Annotated in this window: 13 protein-coding genes; 4 read left to right on the top strand and 9 right to left on the bottom strand. The window is 44.4% G+C overall.

Annotated elements, in window-relative coordinates; translation table 11 throughout:
* The first annotated feature begins 439 nt into the window (after positions 1-439).
* The gene (locus tag FN961_RS08870; RefSeq protein WP_185972761.1) at positions 440-1,615 is read left to right on the top strand and encodes an aromatic amino acid transport family protein; all 1,176 of its coding nucleotides are present in this window, start codon (positions 440-442) and stop codon (positions 1,613-1,615) included.
* Between the two features lie 255 nt (positions 1,616-1,870).
* Positions 1,871-4,027 (top strand): S46 family peptidase, encoded by a 2,157-nt coding sequence (locus FN961_RS08865; protein ID WP_143564186.1) that lies wholly within the window; start codon positions 1,871-1,873, stop codon positions 4,025-4,027.
* 93 nt (positions 4,028-4,120) lie between these two features.
* Here FN961_RS08865 and FN961_RS08860 read toward each other — a convergent pair whose 3' ends face one another.
* Positions 4,121-4,474 (bottom strand): YkgJ family cysteine cluster protein, encoded by a 354-nt coding sequence (locus FN961_RS08860; RefSeq protein ID WP_143564219.1) that lies wholly within the window; start codon positions 4,472-4,474, stop codon positions 4,121-4,123.
* A 449-nt stretch (positions 4,475-4,923) separates the two neighbouring features.
* Between FN961_RS08860 and FN961_RS08855 the strand changes: the two genes are divergently transcribed.
* Positions 4,924-5,874: a helix-turn-helix transcriptional regulator gene (locus FN961_RS08855; RefSeq protein ID WP_143564185.1), complete on the top strand. Its 951-nt coding sequence runs from the start codon at positions 4,924-4,926 to the stop codon at positions 5,872-5,874.
* Positions 5,875-5,959: 85 nt separating this feature from the next.
* On the opposite strand, the gene FN961_RS08850 is transcribed toward FN961_RS08855, so the two are convergent.
* The 4 genes from FN961_RS08850 to FN961_RS08835 all read right to left on the bottom strand — a co-directional run bounded on the left by FN961_RS08850 (position 5,960) and on the right by FN961_RS08835 (position 12,342).
* Complete coding sequence (locus FN961_RS08850; RefSeq protein ID WP_221936111.1) at positions 5,960-8,875, bottom strand: neutral/alkaline non-lysosomal ceramidase N-terminal domain-containing protein; 2,916 nt, start codon at positions 8,873-8,875, stop codon at positions 5,960-5,962.
* Between the two features lie 325 nt (positions 8,876-9,200).
* Entirely contained in the window at positions 9,201-9,938 is a 738-nt protein-coding gene (locus FN961_RS08845) for a pseudouridine synthase (RefSeq protein ID WP_373293368.1), read from the bottom strand.
* 66 nt (positions 9,939-10,004) lie between these two features.
* Positions 10,005-10,697, bottom strand: coding sequence for a DUF998 domain-containing protein (locus FN961_RS08840; protein WP_229814637.1), 693 nt, complete (start codon positions 10,695-10,697; stop codon positions 10,005-10,007).
* A gap of 283 nt (positions 10,698-10,980) precedes the next feature.
* Positions 10,981-12,342: a Na+/H+ antiporter NhaC family protein gene (locus FN961_RS08835; protein ID WP_373293369.1), complete on the bottom strand. Its 1,362-nt coding sequence runs from the start codon at positions 12,340-12,342 to the stop codon at positions 10,981-10,983.
* A 320-nt stretch (positions 12,343-12,662) separates the two neighbouring features.
* Here FN961_RS08835 and FN961_RS08830 point away from each other — a divergent pair, with 320 nt between their 5' ends.
* The gene (locus tag FN961_RS08830) at positions 12,663-13,199 is read left to right on the top strand and encodes a DUF3087 domain-containing protein (RefSeq protein ID WP_143564183.1); all 537 of its coding nucleotides are present in this window, start codon (positions 12,663-12,665) and stop codon (positions 13,197-13,199) included.
* Between the two features lie 25 nt (positions 13,200-13,224).
* On the opposite strand, the gene FN961_RS08825 is transcribed toward FN961_RS08830, so the two are convergent.
* The 4 genes from FN961_RS08825 to FN961_RS08810 form a co-directional block, all read right to left on the bottom strand.
* Positions 13,225-13,500 (bottom strand): ribbon-helix-helix domain-containing protein, encoded by a 276-nt coding sequence (locus FN961_RS08825; protein ID WP_143564182.1) that lies wholly within the window; start codon positions 13,498-13,500, stop codon positions 13,225-13,227.
* 143 nt (positions 13,501-13,643) lie between these two features.
* Positions 13,644-13,943, bottom strand: a complete 300-nt coding sequence (locus FN961_RS08820; protein ID WP_229814638.1) for a putative quinol monooxygenase — start codon at positions 13,941-13,943, stop codon at positions 13,644-13,646.
* Between the two features lie 482 nt (positions 13,944-14,425).
* Positions 14,426-17,482: a DUF2339 domain-containing protein gene (locus tag FN961_RS08815; protein ID WP_143564181.1), complete on the bottom strand. Its 3,057-nt coding sequence runs from the start codon at positions 17,480-17,482 to the stop codon at positions 14,426-14,428.
* 192 nt (positions 17,483-17,674) lie between these two features.
* Positions 17,675-18,595 (bottom strand): LysR family transcriptional regulator, encoded by a 921-nt coding sequence (locus tag FN961_RS08810; protein ID WP_143564180.1) that lies wholly within the window; start codon positions 18,593-18,595, stop codon positions 17,675-17,677.
* Positions 18,596-18,624: the final 29 nt, after the last annotated feature.

Genomic DNA, 18,624 nt, shown 5'->3' with positions numbered 1-18,624 from the left:
GTCATGGGTAAGTGTTTTCAGTGATTATTGGTGATTTATGTTTAGTAGATAGAGGAATATTTAAGCTTATGTCACTGAATTGTTGTAATTTTGAGCGCTTATTCAATTTGTACACAAGTGGCTTGCCGACTGGGTTTTGCTCTGTTAATGTCGCTGCCTGTCATTTTTAATGAGTTAAGCTGTAGTGCAATTTGTATATCTATTTTTTTCTCGATTTATTCAGCCTCAATGGCTTTGTCGATAGAGTAAAACAACACTATTAACTCGTCATTGAGGCCAATTGTAATCACTACAAGGTCAGTAGACCTGATTCGATTGGAGGCTGTTAATCATGATTTCATATCTTGCTAATACCATTCTTTTCAATTCGTTCTAAATCAGACCTACCAAAAATCCAGAATAAAAATATATCTAACAGGACAAATTTGTGAACTTAAAAATGCTTGGCTCAGTCGCCATCGTCGCCGGAACCGCCATTGGCGCCGGAATGTTAGCCTTGCCTTTGGCAACGGCTGCACTCGGTATTATCCCCGCGATTATGCTACTTGTTGTTATTTGGGGTCTGTCAGCTTACACCTCGCTGTTGATGCTAGAAGTTAACTTGCGCGCTGGCGTGGGTGATAATCTTCATGCTATCACGGGCAAAATGTTAGGCAAAAAAGGGCAGTTAATACAGGGGGCTTCTTTCCTCAGCCTATTGTTTGCGTTAACAGCCGCATACCTGACGGGTGGCTCATCTTTACTGGTATTGAAAGCTGAAACCATGTTTGGCATTGCCCTAGACAATCAGCTGGCTGTGGTGATGTTTACCTTAACTCTTGGTTTGCTCGCTGCCTTTGGTGTGGCTTGGGTTGATAAAGTTTCACGGGTGCTATTTTCATTGATGATCGCGCTGCTGGTTATCACTGTCAGCTTCCTATTGCCTGAAGTCAGTCCATCACAGATGGCCGTGACGGCGATGGAAGAGGGGAACGTTGACCTTTGGATGGCTGCTATTCCTGTCGTGTTCACCTCGTTTGGTTTCCATGTGTGTATCGCGACGTTAGTGCGTTACTTAGAGGGCGATGCCGTCAATTTACGTAAGGTGCTGCTAATTGGCTCAACCTTGCCACTGCTTTGCTATGTACTCTGGTTATTAGTGACGTTAGGCACTGTGGGCGCACAAGAGATCCAAGGATTCGGTGGCTCGCTGGCCGCGTTGATCACTTCTCTGCAAGAGATCGCCTCACAGCCTTGGGTCAGCAAGTGTATTTCGCTGTTTGCGGATTTCGCCTTAGTGACCTCGTTCATCGGTGTGACCTTGAGTTTGTACGATTTCATCAGTGAGTTAACTGGCGCGAAAAGCACGGTAGTGGGTCGAGTTCAGACTTGGCTAATCACTTTTGTTCCGCCAGTGCTATGTGCGCTTTACATCCCAGAGGGCTTTGTTGCTGTGCTAGGTTTCGCGGCCGTGCCATTAGTGTTCATCATTATCTTCTTGCCGATTGTGATGGTATTAAAACAGCGCCAGCAAGGCGTATCGGGTTATCAAGTGTGCGGCGGTAAGCCTGCATTAGCTACCGCTGGGGTATTGGGCATTGTGATTATTGCAGCCCAGTTAATGGTTGCACTCTAAGCGGTTGTACAACATCCTTTACTTTGGGGATTACATAGCTTTGTAAGGGATTGATTCAGAGGTTGGTATAACGCTTGTTGCCTATGATAAAGTCGAGGTCGAATATGAAAATATCGAACTCGGCTTTTTCTATACCCAAATTTTGCTAATGCAAAGTTTATCGCTGAAATGGCTGTGATATGAACGGATACAAGCAACAAATTGAAACCAAAATAAGCACGACCCAACTAATAATTAAAAAATGGATTTAACAACATGAAGAAATGGCTTCTCACCGTCGCTGTTGTTGCCACATTTGGCGCACAGGCTGACGAAGGTATGTGGCAACCCCACCAACTGCCTGCAATGGCTGATGAACTTAAAGCTAAAGGACTGGAGATTGATGTCGAGTCTATCTCTAAATTAACTGAATTCCCGATGAATGCAGTGATTAGCCTAGGTGGCTGTACTGCATCATTTGTCTCCCCTAAAGGCCTGGTAGTGACTAACCATCACTGCGCTTATGGCTCCATCCAATACAACTCAACCCCTGAGAAAAACCTTCTTAAAGATGGCTTTTTAGCGAAATCTTATAGCGAAGAGTTACAGGCCACGCCCGGTTCACGTATCTACGTGACTGAAGTCGTGACCGATGTGACCGATAAGGTAAAAAAAGGCTTAGAGGGTAAAATCGGTAACGATTACTACCTAGGCGTTGAGCAGAAAGAGAAAGCGTTAGTGGCTGAATGTGAAGCCGAAGATGGTTATCGCTGTCAGGTTTATAGCTTTCACGGCGGCCTTGAATATTACTTGGTTAAACAGTTAGAAATCCGCGATGTGCGTCTGGTTTATAACCCAGCAGCAAGCGTTGGTAAGTACGGCGGCGATATTGATAACTGGATGTGGCCACGTCACACCGGCGACTTCTCTTTCTACCGTGGTTATGTGTCTAAAAGCGGCAAGCCAGCTGATTTCAATAAAGACAATGTACCTTACGAGCCAAAGAGCTTTTTGAAAGTCTCGGCTAAAGGTGTTAGTGAAGGTGACTTCGTGATGGTAGCCGGTTATCCAGGCCGCACCAATCGTTACCGCACAGCCAACGAAGTTGAAAATACCTTTGAGTGGGCCTACCCAGAAGGCAAAATGCTGCGTGAGCGTTTTATTGAGATCATCAAAGAAACAGCACCAGAAGGCAGTGATGAGCGTATTAAGTATGAAAGCTTGATTGCTGGTTTAGCCAACTACGCCAAGAATTTTACTTCAATGATTGAGTTTTATGGTAAGTCGACCATGCTCGATGAACGTAAAGGACGTGAGTCTGAATTGGCTAGCTGGATTAATAAAGACAGCAAGCGTCAGCAGCAATATGGTCAGACAATGGCTGAACTGGATAAATTGATCGTCGAAGGGCAAGAGAATCAAGCTCGCGACATTATCCTCGGCTATATCCGTTACACCACTATGGTCCCAACGGCGCGTAAACTATACCGTTTAGCCAATGAACAGCAACTTGATGATATAGCGCGTGAGCCAGGCTATCAAGAGCGCGATCTTGTTCGTTTTAAGTCAGGTATGGAACGTATCGACCGTCGTTATGCTGCGAGTGTTGATAAAGCGGTTCTGCTTGATATGTTATCGCGCTATGCCGTGTTACCAGCGAGTGAACGTATTCCTGCACTGGATAAAGCCTTTGGCATTGGTAAGACCTTAGATGTGAAGAAACTGTCTAAGACTTTAGATGCCATGTACGCCGAGACAACTCTGGGTGATATGGAGACTCGTTTAGCTTGGATGAACAAATCAGTTGCTGATTTTAAGGCATCAAACGATCCTTTCATCCAGCTTGCTGTTGCCATGTATGACACCGATATGGCTGCTGAGAAGAAAGATAAAGAGCTTGCCGGTAAGTTGATGAAGATACGTCCTCAGTACATGGATGCCATCATCGCCTTCAATACTGAGCAAGGTAATCCTGTTTACGCCGATGCGAACTCAAGCTTGCGCGTGACCGTTGGTCATGTAAAAGGCTACTCGCCAGAAGATGGCCTTAAGGCGGTGCCTTTCACTCGTTTAGAGGGCATTTTAGCGAAAGACACTGGCGCTGATCCATTTGATGCACCGTCTAAGCAGCTTGAGCTTATTAAGCAGAAGCTGTATGGCGATTACTATATGAAATCAATCGATTCAGTACCGGTTAACTTCCTGTCTACCTTAGACACTACGGGTGGTAATTCAGGCTCACCAACCTTAAACGGTCGTGCTGAGCTAGTGGGTCTGCTGTTTGATGGTGTGTACGAGAGTATTATTGGTGACTGGGGTTACGATCCCGTGACTAATCGCTCTATTCAGGTCGATAGCCGTTACATGCTATGGGTAATGAAGTATCTGGATAATGCAGATAACTTGTTAGCTGAAATGGAAATCGTTAACTAGCCTCTGGCTTCGAGTTATAATTGTTATAAGGCGTTTAAGTGAAAACTTAGACGCCTTTTTTATTTCTGAACGGATGGAGTTTGTCGATTAGACCTAGACCAATACTTGGCGTGTGTTGGCGATGTAGTGATGAATTTCAGCCTCAACTTTAATGTCTATCATCTCTTTGGGTCGACAAGCATTTGGGCAAGGCATATTGGGTGTAGTACCAAAGAGTCGGCAGATCAACGGGCGTTGCTCGTATACAGTGCAACCTTTAGGGCCCAAGTGTACGCAATCCCACTTCTCTAATGCGGCATCATGTTCGGCGTCAGTTTTAACCGGTAGGCGCGCTATTTCTACTGCAGATGTGGTGACTGGTCCGCAGCAATCGTGACAACCCAGCACACATTCGAATGTCGGAATACCTTCGCGCAGACGTGCGACAGTTTCTCGGTCATTGTTGATTAAACTTTTCATTAACTGTTAACTCTTGTGCGATTCACGACCATTAATTCTAAGCCATTATAATCCCAATTCACTTGCCGTTGGCAATCTCTTTAGAGTCAAAGGGAGTGATGATGTCGCAATAGTATCTATGTATCGGTTTAGAGAAGACCATGAAGAAGATTAAAGGTGAGAGCAGATTTATATCAGTATTTGGCCTTATGAGTTTGGAATACAATCAGAAATAAATTGACGAATACGACTCAAGTCAGTTAGGTTTTTACTCAATTACAATCGAGCGTCATTATATTGCCCATTAAGTTTATTCAGTAGACGGTATTGTATTAACTTCATTTATTGGGGGGAATCGCCAATAAACTAATAGTATTTGGCCGATATTACTGTGCTTGCTTACCGTTCTTTTTTGTTGTTTAGGACATTTATAGATTCATACATTGCAGAGGTGAACGGTGACACTGACAGGTTCGGAAAACTTTATTAGAGACTTATATTGTCGAGCAAGTGACTGGGAGCCGATCGCTTTTAGGGCTTGGGCTCTAGAGCAGTTTGCTAACTTGTGCTCCGCCGATGCGGCATTGTGGGGCACGGGGAGTTATCAAACTTACGAGTTCCATTGTTGCAAGGTCTATGGGCTGGATAGCCAATATGGTGAAAAGTTAAGGAATAGCCTTATCTATAATCCAATGGCCAAGACGGTGATGAAAAGCCTGAATACCAGTATTGTGATGAGTGATATTTTACCTGATGATGAGTTTTATTCTTCAGAGCTCTATCAGATATTATTTAAGCCTTACGGAATAAGCCGGATTATCTCGACGGCATATAAAGAAAAGTCCAGTGAACTGTATTCGTTAATTAGTTTGTATCGCTCTGATGAGTCAAAAGACTTTACCAAGGAGGAGCAGCAGCTTATTAATCGTTTGGTGCAACATCTGGTGTCCGCTGGCGATCATAATTACAAACTCAGTTTACCCCAACAAGGGGATGGTGAAGCGTTCGCGATTTGCGATCGACATGGCTATTACTGGCACATATCCTCGGGGTTTCAGCAGTTTTTGAGCGGTCTTGAATCTGACTCTGTCGATAGCAGTTATTTTCCCTATAAAATCGAAGGCCCCGCAGAGATAAAGTGCGATGAGGTGATGTTCAATATCGTCGCGGCTGAAAGCTTGTTTAAAATCGAGGCTCGCTTGATTGGTCCTTTGGATAAGCTGACTTTGCGGGAGCTGGAGATCGCCTCTTGGCTTGGAAAAGGGATGACCTTCAAGCAGGTAGCGAAAGCGCTGGAGTTATCGCCGTCAACGGTGTCTAACCACCTATATCGTATGTACCAAAAGTTGGGGATCGCCAGTCGCAGTGAACTGGTTGCTTTGTTGAAAAATCCCGTCGATAAATCTTAGTGAACCGAGCGATACAGATGTGGAAAAGGATACCTAACAAGTAAAGTTGTTGAAAGGTACCCTAGATGTTTACTGCAGCTGTTGATTAGTGGATGGTGATTCTAAACCGTTCCCATGCTGCGATTTGCTGACTCCCCGCGGTGACTTTCATCGGTCCATTACCATGGGCCATCATGTATTTTGCGTGAGTACTTTGCAGTGAAATGACATCGCCATCCTGCATACAAGCATTGCTGCTGTGATTGGTTAAAGTGAATTTCTCCCATTCAGCCAATCTCTCGCCATCGGCTAACATGTCTCCATTGTTTTTAGCACTGAAAAAGAAGCCTCGGTCGGTGCGTAAACTGATACGCGATCCGCCGCGAATGCAGTTGGATATATTGTCTGGCTCCATAGTGCGTAGCTGGAATTTTTCCCAAGTTTGCATGTGATTTCGATTGGCAAATACGTTGCCACCCCCTGCGTTATCTGCAGAGACATAGGTGCCATGATCACTGAGCAGTGATATCTCCTCGTGCTTAAGCTTCTCTTCAATCAGGGTGACTCCGAAGGTTTCCCATGCCCCTAAAGCTGCCCATCTTGCCACGGCTTGTCCGTTGGGTTCAGCGGCGACAAACTTCTGGCTACTGGTGTGGTGCAAGGCGATAGCATCGGTTGTTTGCAAGCAGCCACTAGGGTTGCTGAGATTGATGAGTCTAAAGCGCTCCCATGCTCTAAAGTGAGAACGGTCGGCATCTAAATCGCCATTACCCGGTGCACTGACATAATGACCATTTCCGGTTCTCAGTCCAATCGTGTCGCCATGTTTGATGCATTGATTTGATTGGGCCACAGTGCGATTTTCATCAAACCTTACTACGCCGAAGGTTTCCCAGCTATCGATAGCCTGACCATTGGCATCAAGTCCTTGGCCTCCATTTTGGTCGGCGGAGAGAAGAGTGTTGTGAGTACTGGTTAATGCTAGGTGGTTTTTGATGTTCGCGACATGAAAATCCCGTGAGTAACCTTGGTAATAGTGCTGGTTGAAACCGTCTTTCCAGTATCCTTTATGCATGATTCGGTACATGCCTGTTGGCGTTTCTGCATCCGGTGTCCATTTTACCTCGGAGAATGAGCAGTCGATGCACAGCAGGTTAGGGTCGTTATACCAAACAAAGGTAGTGTCGAGGTCATTGTCTGTGCGGTAAGTTAGCCATTCACCGTTGGTCCAGCGCTGTACCTCTAAAAACGAATTTTGGGCCAAGTAGTTGTTCTTTGGTGTACCTGCTCTGAATTTGACATAGACCTCATCATTGACCAAGTACTCCGAGTTAGCGTCATGGTGCACCTGACCGAAGTGTTCATAAATGGGTTTGCCGTCAGCCACTGTGTCCGGTGTCAGTAAAACCTGATTGCGGGAGAGATCTGGCGGTGTAGGGCCTGCTGCAACAGGTCTGTTACTTACGATGGCATCTGCCATATCTGCGTAGATTTGCATGTAGGCAGGCGCAGTATTAGGGCCAAAAATGGTGTGAGCCCCTTCGTATCTTTGGGCTTGATACTCCTCAGGTGTGGTGATGTAGCCATGGTAAGCGTTGGCGAGACCGGCGATGACAACATGTCTCACGCCGATGCTTTGGAGTTGATCGAGTAATTGATTTTCTAAGCGACGCCCCGCCATGGTGGTCATTTCACCCGCGACTGAAACAATAGCAAGTTCACCTAAAGTGAAAATCTGAAAAGGAATATGAGCAGTATAAAGATCGCCAATGATGGTGCTGCGAGCAATAAAGCCAGGTTTAGGGTATTGGCAAATTTTACGACTCACTTGGTTGTGGGCTATAGGGGCAAACCAATGTAGCCCCGGCATGGCAAAGGCGGCATTATTGAGTAAACTCATCCCTTCCCAAGTCCCTAGTGTGGCTGCATAACCGTCATGCCATGAGCCCGCTAGAAATGACAGGCCAAACTCGCCTTCACAGACTCGCGCTTGGCTTTGTTCATAGGCAAACTCTTCGGTGACGGTATATTCCGGCATATAGACATATTGATGTCGGAACTGCAGCTCATTGCTCAAGCGGAAATTGGCTTGTCGATACAGCTCGTTAGCTTTATCAAATTGCTTGGTACCAGAGTGTAGAGCACTGTCTGAATCTGTGTAACGACAGCCATTACGTTGTCCACAGATATTGGGAGATACATCCCCTAGGGTGCTGTTGGCAAAGGCGGCGACAAAGGTGCTTTCATCTCGATAGTTACTGCCTTTGCTCTTTTCAAATAGCTGACTGGCAATGCCTTTGTTGTCGCCACTGATCTGTCTTTGGTTTTGACTGAATGAGGTGTTGTGCACGCCAAACCAGTTGATGCTACCTATCTCAGTGCCATCGTCACCCACCAGTTTTAGCAAGGTCATATTTTGATTAATGTTAGTGCCGTATTGGCCACGATCTGGATTGAGCGCGTAAGCGGTCGGGTTACGGTTAACCCCTGTTTCGCTTAACTCGCCTTTATTGAAATAGATCTCGCCGGGCTCGCGGGTTTCAATCGCTTTTTTAATTGACTGAAAAATGCCATCAACAATCGCTTTATGGTGCCTTTTATCATGACCCAGAGTACCTGCGTTAAGGAGCACATTATGATCGAAGCCGCCAGGACCGTTGTGGTTATGAGTCGCGGTTAACATCACATTGGCATCGGAGTAGCGCTCGCCATAGGCATCGGTTAACTTTGCCATCACTCCTTGTTTTACACCTTGAGGAATACTGTGCAGATCTGTTGAGACAAAAATAACCATGTTGCCAGTGCCAAAGGATTCTATCGCATAGGCTCGCGACCAAAGCCGAGTTTGAATACCTTGAGTCGGATTGAGAAATCCGTAGCCCAACATATGTGTGTCACCTGCAGGCCCTGTAATGTCATAAATGCCACTGCCGAGATTCCAGTCTCCGGCATAGCTGCAAACACTGGCTGATAGTAAACTTGCTGCCAATAACCCTTGTTTAAAAATCTTAACGTTCTTCACTGTATTCTCCTTGTGAGCGAACATGCTCCTTTTTAGATATGGGGTATTTTTAGCACCGCTGAAACTGACGGTATAGGGTAAAAATGACCTAATGGGTTCAGGTCATTGTTTTTATGAACCTTATAATAGAATTTAAACTGAGGCGGATGGTGAAAAGGTTGAAATAGGCATTTTTTGATAAAGCGGAAGGGTTATCGAGGAGTGCGCACACTGGATCCTGAAACAAGTTCAGGATGACAATTGAAGTCCAGAGTGACTATCTGAAGGTCGGAGGTGGCAATTGAAGTTTAGGATGGCTAATGAAGGTAAGGCTGGATATTGAAAGTCAGTCTACTTTGCCTTTTAGTGCTGCGACCTCTTCAATGGTTAACGCTCGCATCTCGCCTTCATTTAACGCCCCCAGTGCCAGTGTTTGCAGCTGTACTCGCTTAAGGTCAACCACCTTAAATCCCAGCGCTTGAGACATACGCCGGATTTGCCGATTTAATCCTTGAGTCAAGGTGATCTCAAATTGATCGTCAGCTAATCGTGTCATCGAGCATGGGTTCGTGGTGACATCGCGGTAACTCACGCCTTGTGCCATTAACTGAAGGAAATCATCACCAAAGGCTCTGTCGACCCTGACATGATAAATTTTGCTGTGACCAAAATCCGGATGCATGAGTGTTTGAGTCAGTTCGCCATCGTTGGTAAGCAGGAGCAAACCCCGAGAATCTTTATCTAAGCGGCCGACGGGGTAAAGTCTTGGTGTTGATGGCAGAAGGTGCAACAAGCTGGCTGGATCGTCGATGAGCAAGCGTGAATCGGTTCCCACGGCCTTGTGTAAGACCCTGTACTGTTTCATCTCTACGCCAGCGATGGGCTGACCTTCGAAGGTGAGCATTTCAAGGCAAGATGCAGTCTCTGATGAATTGGCTAGTGTGACAGTGTCGATGTGATTGGCTAAGCGGCCATCTAAGGTTATCTGGCCATCGCGGATATAACGTGTCGCGGCTCTTCGGGAGCACAATCCGGTTAGCGCTAAATATTTGGCCAGACGCATTCTGGTGGGATCTTGTTCCATCTCTTTTTGGGATACACATATAAGGCTGACTGGGGGCAGTTTACCATTATTTACGCCATAACTCGCTTACGTCATCGTGAGCTTGGTGTCATTAGCCAGCTTTCTGATTGTTAACGCTAGGATCACGCACCACAGCATGGTGATACTTGTTTGAAACCACATGTTGAACGCTACCCAACAGAATCTTGTATGCAGATGATTACACGGGAAAAAATCTAATGTTTGCCAATCAAGTTGATAGAGTAAGCCTGCCGCACTGATAAACCCCAAAATACTGACTATAAACATTGTGTTAGAACACACGTCTTTATGGATGAATCGCATGATATTAGCGAGCAGGAAAAGCACAAAGGTACCAACAAGAAAGCTGGTGGACACTAGACGGTGTTCATCGAGATAGTTGATGGGGAACACACCGACAAGGATGATAGACAGGCCGACCCAGGAGCCAGCAGCAGCAATATAATGGCTGTAGTATCCCAGCTTGAGTTTGAATAGGCCATACATAGAGAGCAAGATGCAGGATCCTGCGATGACTAATGAAAAGTTGTAGATATAGGCGAGGGGGGAGTGAATATAATCACCTAAGAAATCAGCTCGTCTGAGGAACACCTCTGGACCGATAACTTGGTATTTGGCCCAGACTGAAATAACGATTCCGATGGCGGAGACAAACGCGCCGGTTAGGATCATTAACACCACTAATCTATGAAGGTCATAACGTGGGGAATGCATATCAAGCTCTTGTTCTTGTGACATTTTAGTTCACTTTTATAAGGGATTAAAGCGTGGCTTTATAGCACCGCTAAATTAAACGAGGACTTAGCCTCATTATTAGATCTCCTTATCAAATGCAAACTCTCTTGCTCATATTAACTTGCCCTAAGCCCTATAAATTCTCAATAGGATCGGAGTGATAATCTGCATTTAATTGTTAGCAAATATATTGCTGTTTATTGAGAGGAAATGCGGAGCAAATAAAAAGGGAGTGCAGATATCTGCACTCCCTTATCAAATCAAAGGGGATTTTCAGTATTGTGGCTTAGACTCGTTTACGGAAAATGACAATCGCAACAGCGACGACAGCTAAGATCATGCAGTACCAAGCGTGTGTTACCACTTCTAATGGCGAAAGGCTAAAGACTGAAGCTATCAGCAAGGCTTGAGCACCGTAGGGGATAAGACCCTGAATAATACAGGAGAAGATATCTAAGATACTGGCAGCGCGCTTAGGCGTGACTTGGTGCTTCTCTGCTAGCTCCTTAGCGATATCCCCTGTTACCACAATAGAAACTGTGTTGTTAGCCACACAGGTGTTGGTTATCGCAACAATGCCCGCCATACCCAGTTCTGATGCTCGGGTAGATGCGCCGCCTTTAGCTTTAGAGAATTTAGCGATCAGTTTTTCTATCTGCTTACTGACAAAGGCAAGTCCGCCTTGTTGTTGCATCAATGCTGCTAGACCGCCGACTAACATAGAGAGAATAAAGATCTCCTGCATGTTACCAAAACCTGCGTAGATATCCTGACCAAACTGGATCACACCGTAATCCATGGTGAATAGGCCAGTAATGCCCGCGAGTAGTATGCCGATAGTGAGTACTACAAATACGTTTAAGCCCGAAACTGCCAGTACTAGAATGGTTAAGTAAGGAATCACTTTAACGAAGTCGATCTCTTGGGTCGCAACTTCAGCTTGCCCTTGGCCCGCTAACGTAAAGGCGATAAGCGTGATGATGGATGCTGGAATGGCAAAGATTAAGTTCTCTTTGAACTTATCTTTCATCTCACAACCTTGAGTGCGGGTTGCGGCAATCGTCGTGTCAGAGATGATGGAAAGGTTATCACCAAAAAGTGCACCTGATATAACCGCACCTGCCATAAGGGCGAGTTCGATTTGTGCTTCGTTAGCCACACCTAAAGCGATGGGAGCAACAGCGGCAATGGTGCCCATTGAGGTACCCATCGCGGTTGCAATAAAGGCCGCAATCACAAAGAAGCCTGGAAGTAGCAAGTTAGATGGCACCAAAGATAGGCCTAGTGCGACAGTGGCATCTACGCCACCGGTTGCTTTAGCGACGGCAGCAAAGGCGCCAGCTAATAAATAGATAAGGCACATGGCGATAATGTTCGCGTGGCCAATTCCGGCAATAAAGGTCTCTATGCTCTGATTTAATTTTTGCTTAGAGATGATAAGCGCAAAGATTATCGCAGGTAAAATGGCGACAACACTAGGAAGTTGATAGAAAGCGAAATCGACACCTTGGCTCTGAAAGTACACGCCAGCGCCGATAAATAGCGCTAAAAATAGGAATAATGGAACTAGAGCCAAGAAGGAGGCTGTAGGTGGGATACTTTGGGTATCCACATTTTTGTTTGGTGAATTGTTTGTTGAAGTCGTCAAAATGTTCTCTCTTTCTCAGTAATTCTCTATCGAACCATAAGTTCCCATCGCCCTCCTAGCATGGAACATGCTGCCATATTCATTTTAGGATCATGAAACTGGCAGTATGGTACATCTCAATAGTTGAGAGGATATGAGATTTACAGACGTCTGTCAATTTAGACGTCTAGATGTTTTTACTGCTATATCGTGTTTAACTCGAATTAATCAATATCCCGAGATCGAATGACGTTATTACTCGCGCAGTTGAGTTATCATATCACCCCCCACAAAAAAGATGATCCGTAGGATCTGTTGAACCTTATTTGAAGGTAAGTGCTATGAAACTCATTGATATTGATAAAAAACGATATAAGAAACACCTTAATCTTGTGAGCGTGGCTCTAGTGATTGGCTTGAGTGTTCTATCTTTGGCATTTGGTGCGCTGTTGATTGCGGCTTTTGGAAGCAATGGCAGTGAGGGGATTACTGGGGAGGGACCAACAGGGAATTTTCATCTTAATTTGTTAGGTGTCATTCTTGCTGCGGTGATCTGTGTGATGGTGATGATCCGCGTGAAAGATACGCCTTTTATGACAGAGGTTTACTACGTGTGGCGACTTAAGGCGTTACATAATCGCATCTATCGTCGGCTTAAGGCCATTAAAGCGGCAGCAAAAAACCAAGATCTCAATGCGCTGATTATCTTGAATTACTACTACGAGAGTTTAAAACAGGTCTATTTTCTAGACAATAACACCTTGACGATGAGCAAGGTTGAGAAAGATATCACTGAGCTGCACCACACGATTGCCGAGCATAATTTGACAGTGTCACTGGAACAGTTTGATGATGAGATGTTGAAGGATTTTAACTAGTCAGGAATTCTCTGAAAGGCTGAGGTTATTGACTATCGGCCTTATCTGACAAAATATGCTGAACACAGGCAGACCTGAGCAGTGAGGTGAAGTTTTTAACATCACCATGATGATTCAGCGCTTCAATATATAAGCTAGCTATAAATTGGTTTCTCTTCACTCCTTGGCTTTCTGCTATTTGATCTAACAGATCCCAAAAGAGCTTTTCTAATGAAATACTGGTGACGTGACCCTGAATTCTAATCGATTTCTGGATCGGCAAGTAGTGGCTAGTAGGGCTATCGAAAAAAAGATTGCTCATAATAAATAATTTAAACTCCACAGCTGAATGGATTTAATCAATGAATTTAAACATATAATAAGTATCTGCAATTGTATTCTTAATAGTCAGTGAATGGGTAGGGTGGTATCTTATCGGAACCATTGTTAATTTCATGAGGGTATTTATAGGTGTTTTGTTAGCATTATGATTTCTGGTGGTGTTGTTATTAGGTTGGTCATTTCCCTAATCAAGCGTTTAAAGTGTATGGTGTTTTGATGTTTTTCGTAGGCAGCACTATCAACAAATTTCTTAATAAAAATGAAATGCCCTTTGTTTTTATTCTCTTCATGAAGCTCATATTCAACACAACCCAATTCATTCCTAGCTGCTATAACAACACTTTCGAGTAGTACAAGAAGTGCATCTTCTTTACCACTTTGTGCTTTGAAACGAGCTAGCAAATAGATCATATGTTCGCCCATAACGACAGCCTAATTCCAATGACGAAAAAGGGATAATGTAATGCGTTAGTCGATTAATGTGGTAGCAAAGGGGTACTACATTTGGTTTTTTAGCATAAAATACTCTTTGCTTTACAGCTCTTTGGGGTGAAGTTGTGCTTAACGTTGATGTATAAGTGGTCCTAATAGGCACACTAAGAGAGAGGTGATGTAGGCATGGAATACGGGGAGTGAATAGAGGTGTATTTAAATATCACTTTTAAGGCTAGTCACCTTTAAATTAACAGGGTTCAGGCCTTTTTTAGATAAGAGTGTAAGCACAAAGTAGCATGGTGTCCCCCCTCTAAAGTTGGCCACTTTTAGTGTGCTTTCACTGAGGGGAGGGTAAGTAACATTTCTATTACATTCGAGTAGTGTAAATAAAGGGCTGTTTTATTTTAAACAGCCGCGTCTGTCCATTTTATTACTCATTTAAATATTAACCAAAAGCTTGGTTTAATATTTTAGCTTATTTTGTTTCTGGCCTTCTGATAGAAATATGAAACACACAGTAATATGGCACCAATTACCATAAAGGCGACCACTTTTTGTATTACCTCGAAGGTGGCCATATCAATAAAAATAACTTTTGCGCAGGATAGGGCAAATAGTATTCCTGCGAGTTTGACCATCTGCGCCTGTTTAGGCTTCAAGCTAATAAACATCAGCCAACTCCCATGTATGACAAGTAAAATGGCGCTAATAGGGGCTGCAAAAACGGTGGGGAGTTGATAACTCCAAAGCAGGTAACTGAGTGCTAATAATAGGTGCCATCCCCACTGTAAAACAGCGAGAGATATACTGGATTTATGCGCCCTAATCACTGCACCATTTTGCAACACCAGCCATCCGAGTATCGCTAAACTTACAGCCTCGGCAAGACAATAAAGTAAATTTTCTGTGCCGGATGCGGTATAAGTTTGCGCGTGGACCAGTAGCGGTGCAATACCGAAAATAAAGGTTAATCCATAGGCTAAACTGACGCCTGACTTCAGTACCTCAGGTAGCGGTTTTAAGCTGACAAGCCAAACAAAGTAGCCAGACAACACGGCAGCCACCACTCCCCAATTACCGACAAAACTCTGGATGATAACCGCTGTGATGAGTCCGAAATAAAAGGGACTGAGTTGCCATTGGAATGTGAATATTCGTTGCGAAATTTTATCCAATGAACGATATCGGACAAGCAGTCCTGACATCATTACCGCGCCGATGGTTAATCCGATAAGCCCCTGCCATCTTTGATCTAAGCAGCTTGCCGCAGTGATCAATATGGCGGTTATGGTGAGTACTTTTGCTTCTAATATTAGCGCCCTATGTTTTATAATACGGGCGAGTATTAGACTCATGAAACAGCTTCCCCAGATAGCGATACTAATGTAATGCTCAAAATCTCTCAGTACCTTAGGGATGAACAAAACTGGCAGAGCGATGAAGCAAACAAGCTGGACTAGAGCGGTAAACTTGATCAGTTTAGAATCGGCAAAATGGCGTTTATACCAGTAGTAAGCAAACATTAAGCTGGCAAATACTTCAATTCTGGCGATTTTTGCGTAGAGCGCTTGCTGACCAAGGCTAAAGCTGCCTGAATCAAGTATGCCATATCCGATCATAATCAATAGCGGAATCATCAGCAGCCAAGCAAATAACTCAGTGAATCTAAGGTTATCTTTTGCGGCTAAATAGAGCAGGAATAAGCTGATTAGGGGTAAGGTATTTAAGCTGTGCTCATAGCTGATAAGCGCGGCAATAAAGATCAGTGTGACGGTATAGCCAACACTGAGCAACTCTTTGAGTAATCGCCATATTTTTTGCTCATACACTAAGCCCCAAGTGTTATCTTCTTGTCTTAAAAACTTGTGCATGATGAGGCTTGAAGAGTAAAGCGTCGCTGTCGTCAGCAGCAGTAGAATCAGCGTAAAACTATTGGAGCTGAAACTGTCTAAATTGTAGCGACTCAAGTTGATTGTTTCGGCTAGCCCATAAATATTGAGCGCGAGACCTAAGGTCAGCAGTACATAAGCTTCAGCACGCACTGAGGTTAATTTCTCTTTTGCACCTAGCCAGAGCAGTAGCGAACCTTCCAGTAGCAGCGCCAGTCCCAGGTACTCATGGCTGATTAGGTTTAATGCGGCGAAACCTGCAAAGCTACCCGCAAAGACTAAAAGTATGCCCCTGAGCTGCTGGTGTTGTCGTAAAGCAATAAATAAACCGGCGCATATCAGGCTGTTTAGCAGAAAGACTTCGCCGTTATAAAGGGTAAATTGACTTGTCGCCATTAAAACCAGTGCGATTAACGCAAAAGGAAGCGCTAGGATCCGTGAGGTTAACGGCCTTTGTTTGCTTTGCTCTATCTTATTATCCACGGCATTCGATTGTGTCTTGAACAGCCAATAAATACTGGTAAAACTATAGAGATAGAAACTGCCTGAAATTGAGACTATACCTAGGATGACTTGCCAGTCTAAGTGGATAAAGGCTTGTCCTTGGTAGAGCATAAAGGCTTCAATACACGCGATATGGAGCAAGCTGGTGACTTCCATAAGCGGAGGCCAATTCAATTTTCGACTCTGTATTAACGCAAAGCAACCGATAAGCAAGAGGTAAGGAAGGTAAAGCAGGGGCGCTTGGCTGCCAGAGATTAACATGACTGGTGCGAGCGAACCGCCTATCAGACTGATGATAGACACCACTTTGGTTTCAAACTTCATCGATATTCCAAACCCCGCTAACGTGATTAGAAATAACAAGATAAAGCTTATACCTGTGGGAATAAGGCCGAAATAGGGGCCGATAAAATAGGTACTTAAAAAATTGAGTATTAGCCCTAGCCCGATGAGACCGGAGGCAAAGTCCTGCATGCCTGGCCGTTTTTTATAGATGAATGCACCTAGTGCGATAAAGGCATTGGCGGACGCGAAGCCGAATAGGGCTTTTCCCAGTTCAGAAAACCAGTTGTTGATTGAATATTGCAACAGGTAACCAAAACCTAAGGTTAAGGTGATGATACCGGCGACCGTCATCAGAAAGACTGGACCTTGCCCTTTTTCCTGATAGTGCTGATAGAAAGATTTTACCTGATTGAAGATCCCAGCGAACGGGCCAAGGAGGCTGCTTAAACTGGCATTAAGTTGCCCTGCAGATTGACTCAACTGATTGAGCAATTCTGAACTGGCACTGACTTTGGCTTTTTGGTTATGACGTTGTGGTTGTGGGGGCTGTTCGGCCTCAGTCCAAGGATCGATACTGACTTGGGATGTTCTCTCGGAGTATTTGGGCAGCTTAACGGCTTCAACATCAGCTTGGTCTTTGCTACGCTGCATATTGACATCAGCAGGTGCATTGGCCTCATCTGTTTCATTAATCGCTAGTGGAGAGGTCTTTATTTGATGGCTTAGGTTATCAAGTTTATTGCTCATCAAACTTAACTGTATCGCTAAACTTTGCTGCTGATCTCCCTGCTTTCTCTGTAACTCATCGAGCTCAGCCCTCAGTTGTAAAAGTTCTTCCTTTAACTGCATTACCTAATTTCCAAATTAATAACATCCATCCCTGCAGCCAGTCTACTTGGCTATTCGTCAAACTGCTAGCGGGTGAAATCCTGTTGAATGTTGAATAGCTAATATTCAATTTACAGGAGGTAATATTTTCTTTCTATTATGGGCAAACATAGCATTTACATTGATACTCTCTGTCGATCACCATCAAAGCAATTAACTAAACACCTTGTCGAACGCGGCTTTTAAAAGCTCAACTTTATGGGTTTCCCGTGGATTTTTCTTAAATACCATAGAGAGATTAAATTGATACTTTGTCGTATCAAAATGGATGATCCGCATCTGCTTGCTGGCAAGCTCGCTTTTAATGTAACTCCCGGGCAGATACCCTATGTAGCAACCAGATAAAATCAGGGTCTTTCTGGTATCAAACTGATATGCCTTGGCTGAAAGATTGAGCTTTTTAAGCTGTTCGCGGCCTTCGGCATCGATGTCGATTCCGGGATGAATAGAGGGGGCTTCGGCTAGTATTTCTGCGGTGATCTCATCATCTTTCATGTCGAAGTAGGGGTGATGGCTGCTGCAGCACAGATAAATCGGTTCGCTGTAGATGGTTTGGTAACTCAAACCTTCTATTTGGTGGTAACTGGGAAGTAAGCCTACATGGGCTTTATCCTGCAAGAGAGAACGTTCGATATTATGGATAGAATCTCCATCTAAAATCAGATGCAGTTGAGGTTCTTTTTGATGCAAAAAGTGGATCACTTCGGCCAATTTTTTCTGCATGGTGTTATCGAGCTGATCGGCACAAAATAGGATTAATTCACCACTTAACTCCTGACCTAAGTTATTGACTAGCATTGAGAAGTCATTAATTGAGTCGAATAGTGATATGCAGGCATGGTATACGGCCTGTCCCTCTTCTGTCAGCGAAAATCCTCCCCGCCCTCGGCTGCAGAGTTTAAGTTTCATTCGACTTTCTAGGTTCGACATGTGAACGCTGATAGTCGAGCGAGTGATCCCAAGTTCAGTCTCTGACGCGGAGAAACCGCCGTTCTCAACCACAGTGCGAAAGATTCGCAGCAGACGTAGATCATATTCCGTAACGGCTTTAGGAATGATGGAGTGTTTTTTCAAAGTTTTACCTACCTAAAACATAAGGTTTA

The sequence above is a fragment of the Shewanella hanedai genome, assembly GCF_007197645.1.
Taxonomy (GTDB): domain Bacteria; phylum Pseudomonadota; class Gammaproteobacteria; order Enterobacterales; family Shewanellaceae; genus Shewanella; species Shewanella hanedai.
The sequence above is the reverse complement of the archived record's forward strand: the minus strand, read 5'-3'. Positions and strand labels throughout refer to the sequence as shown.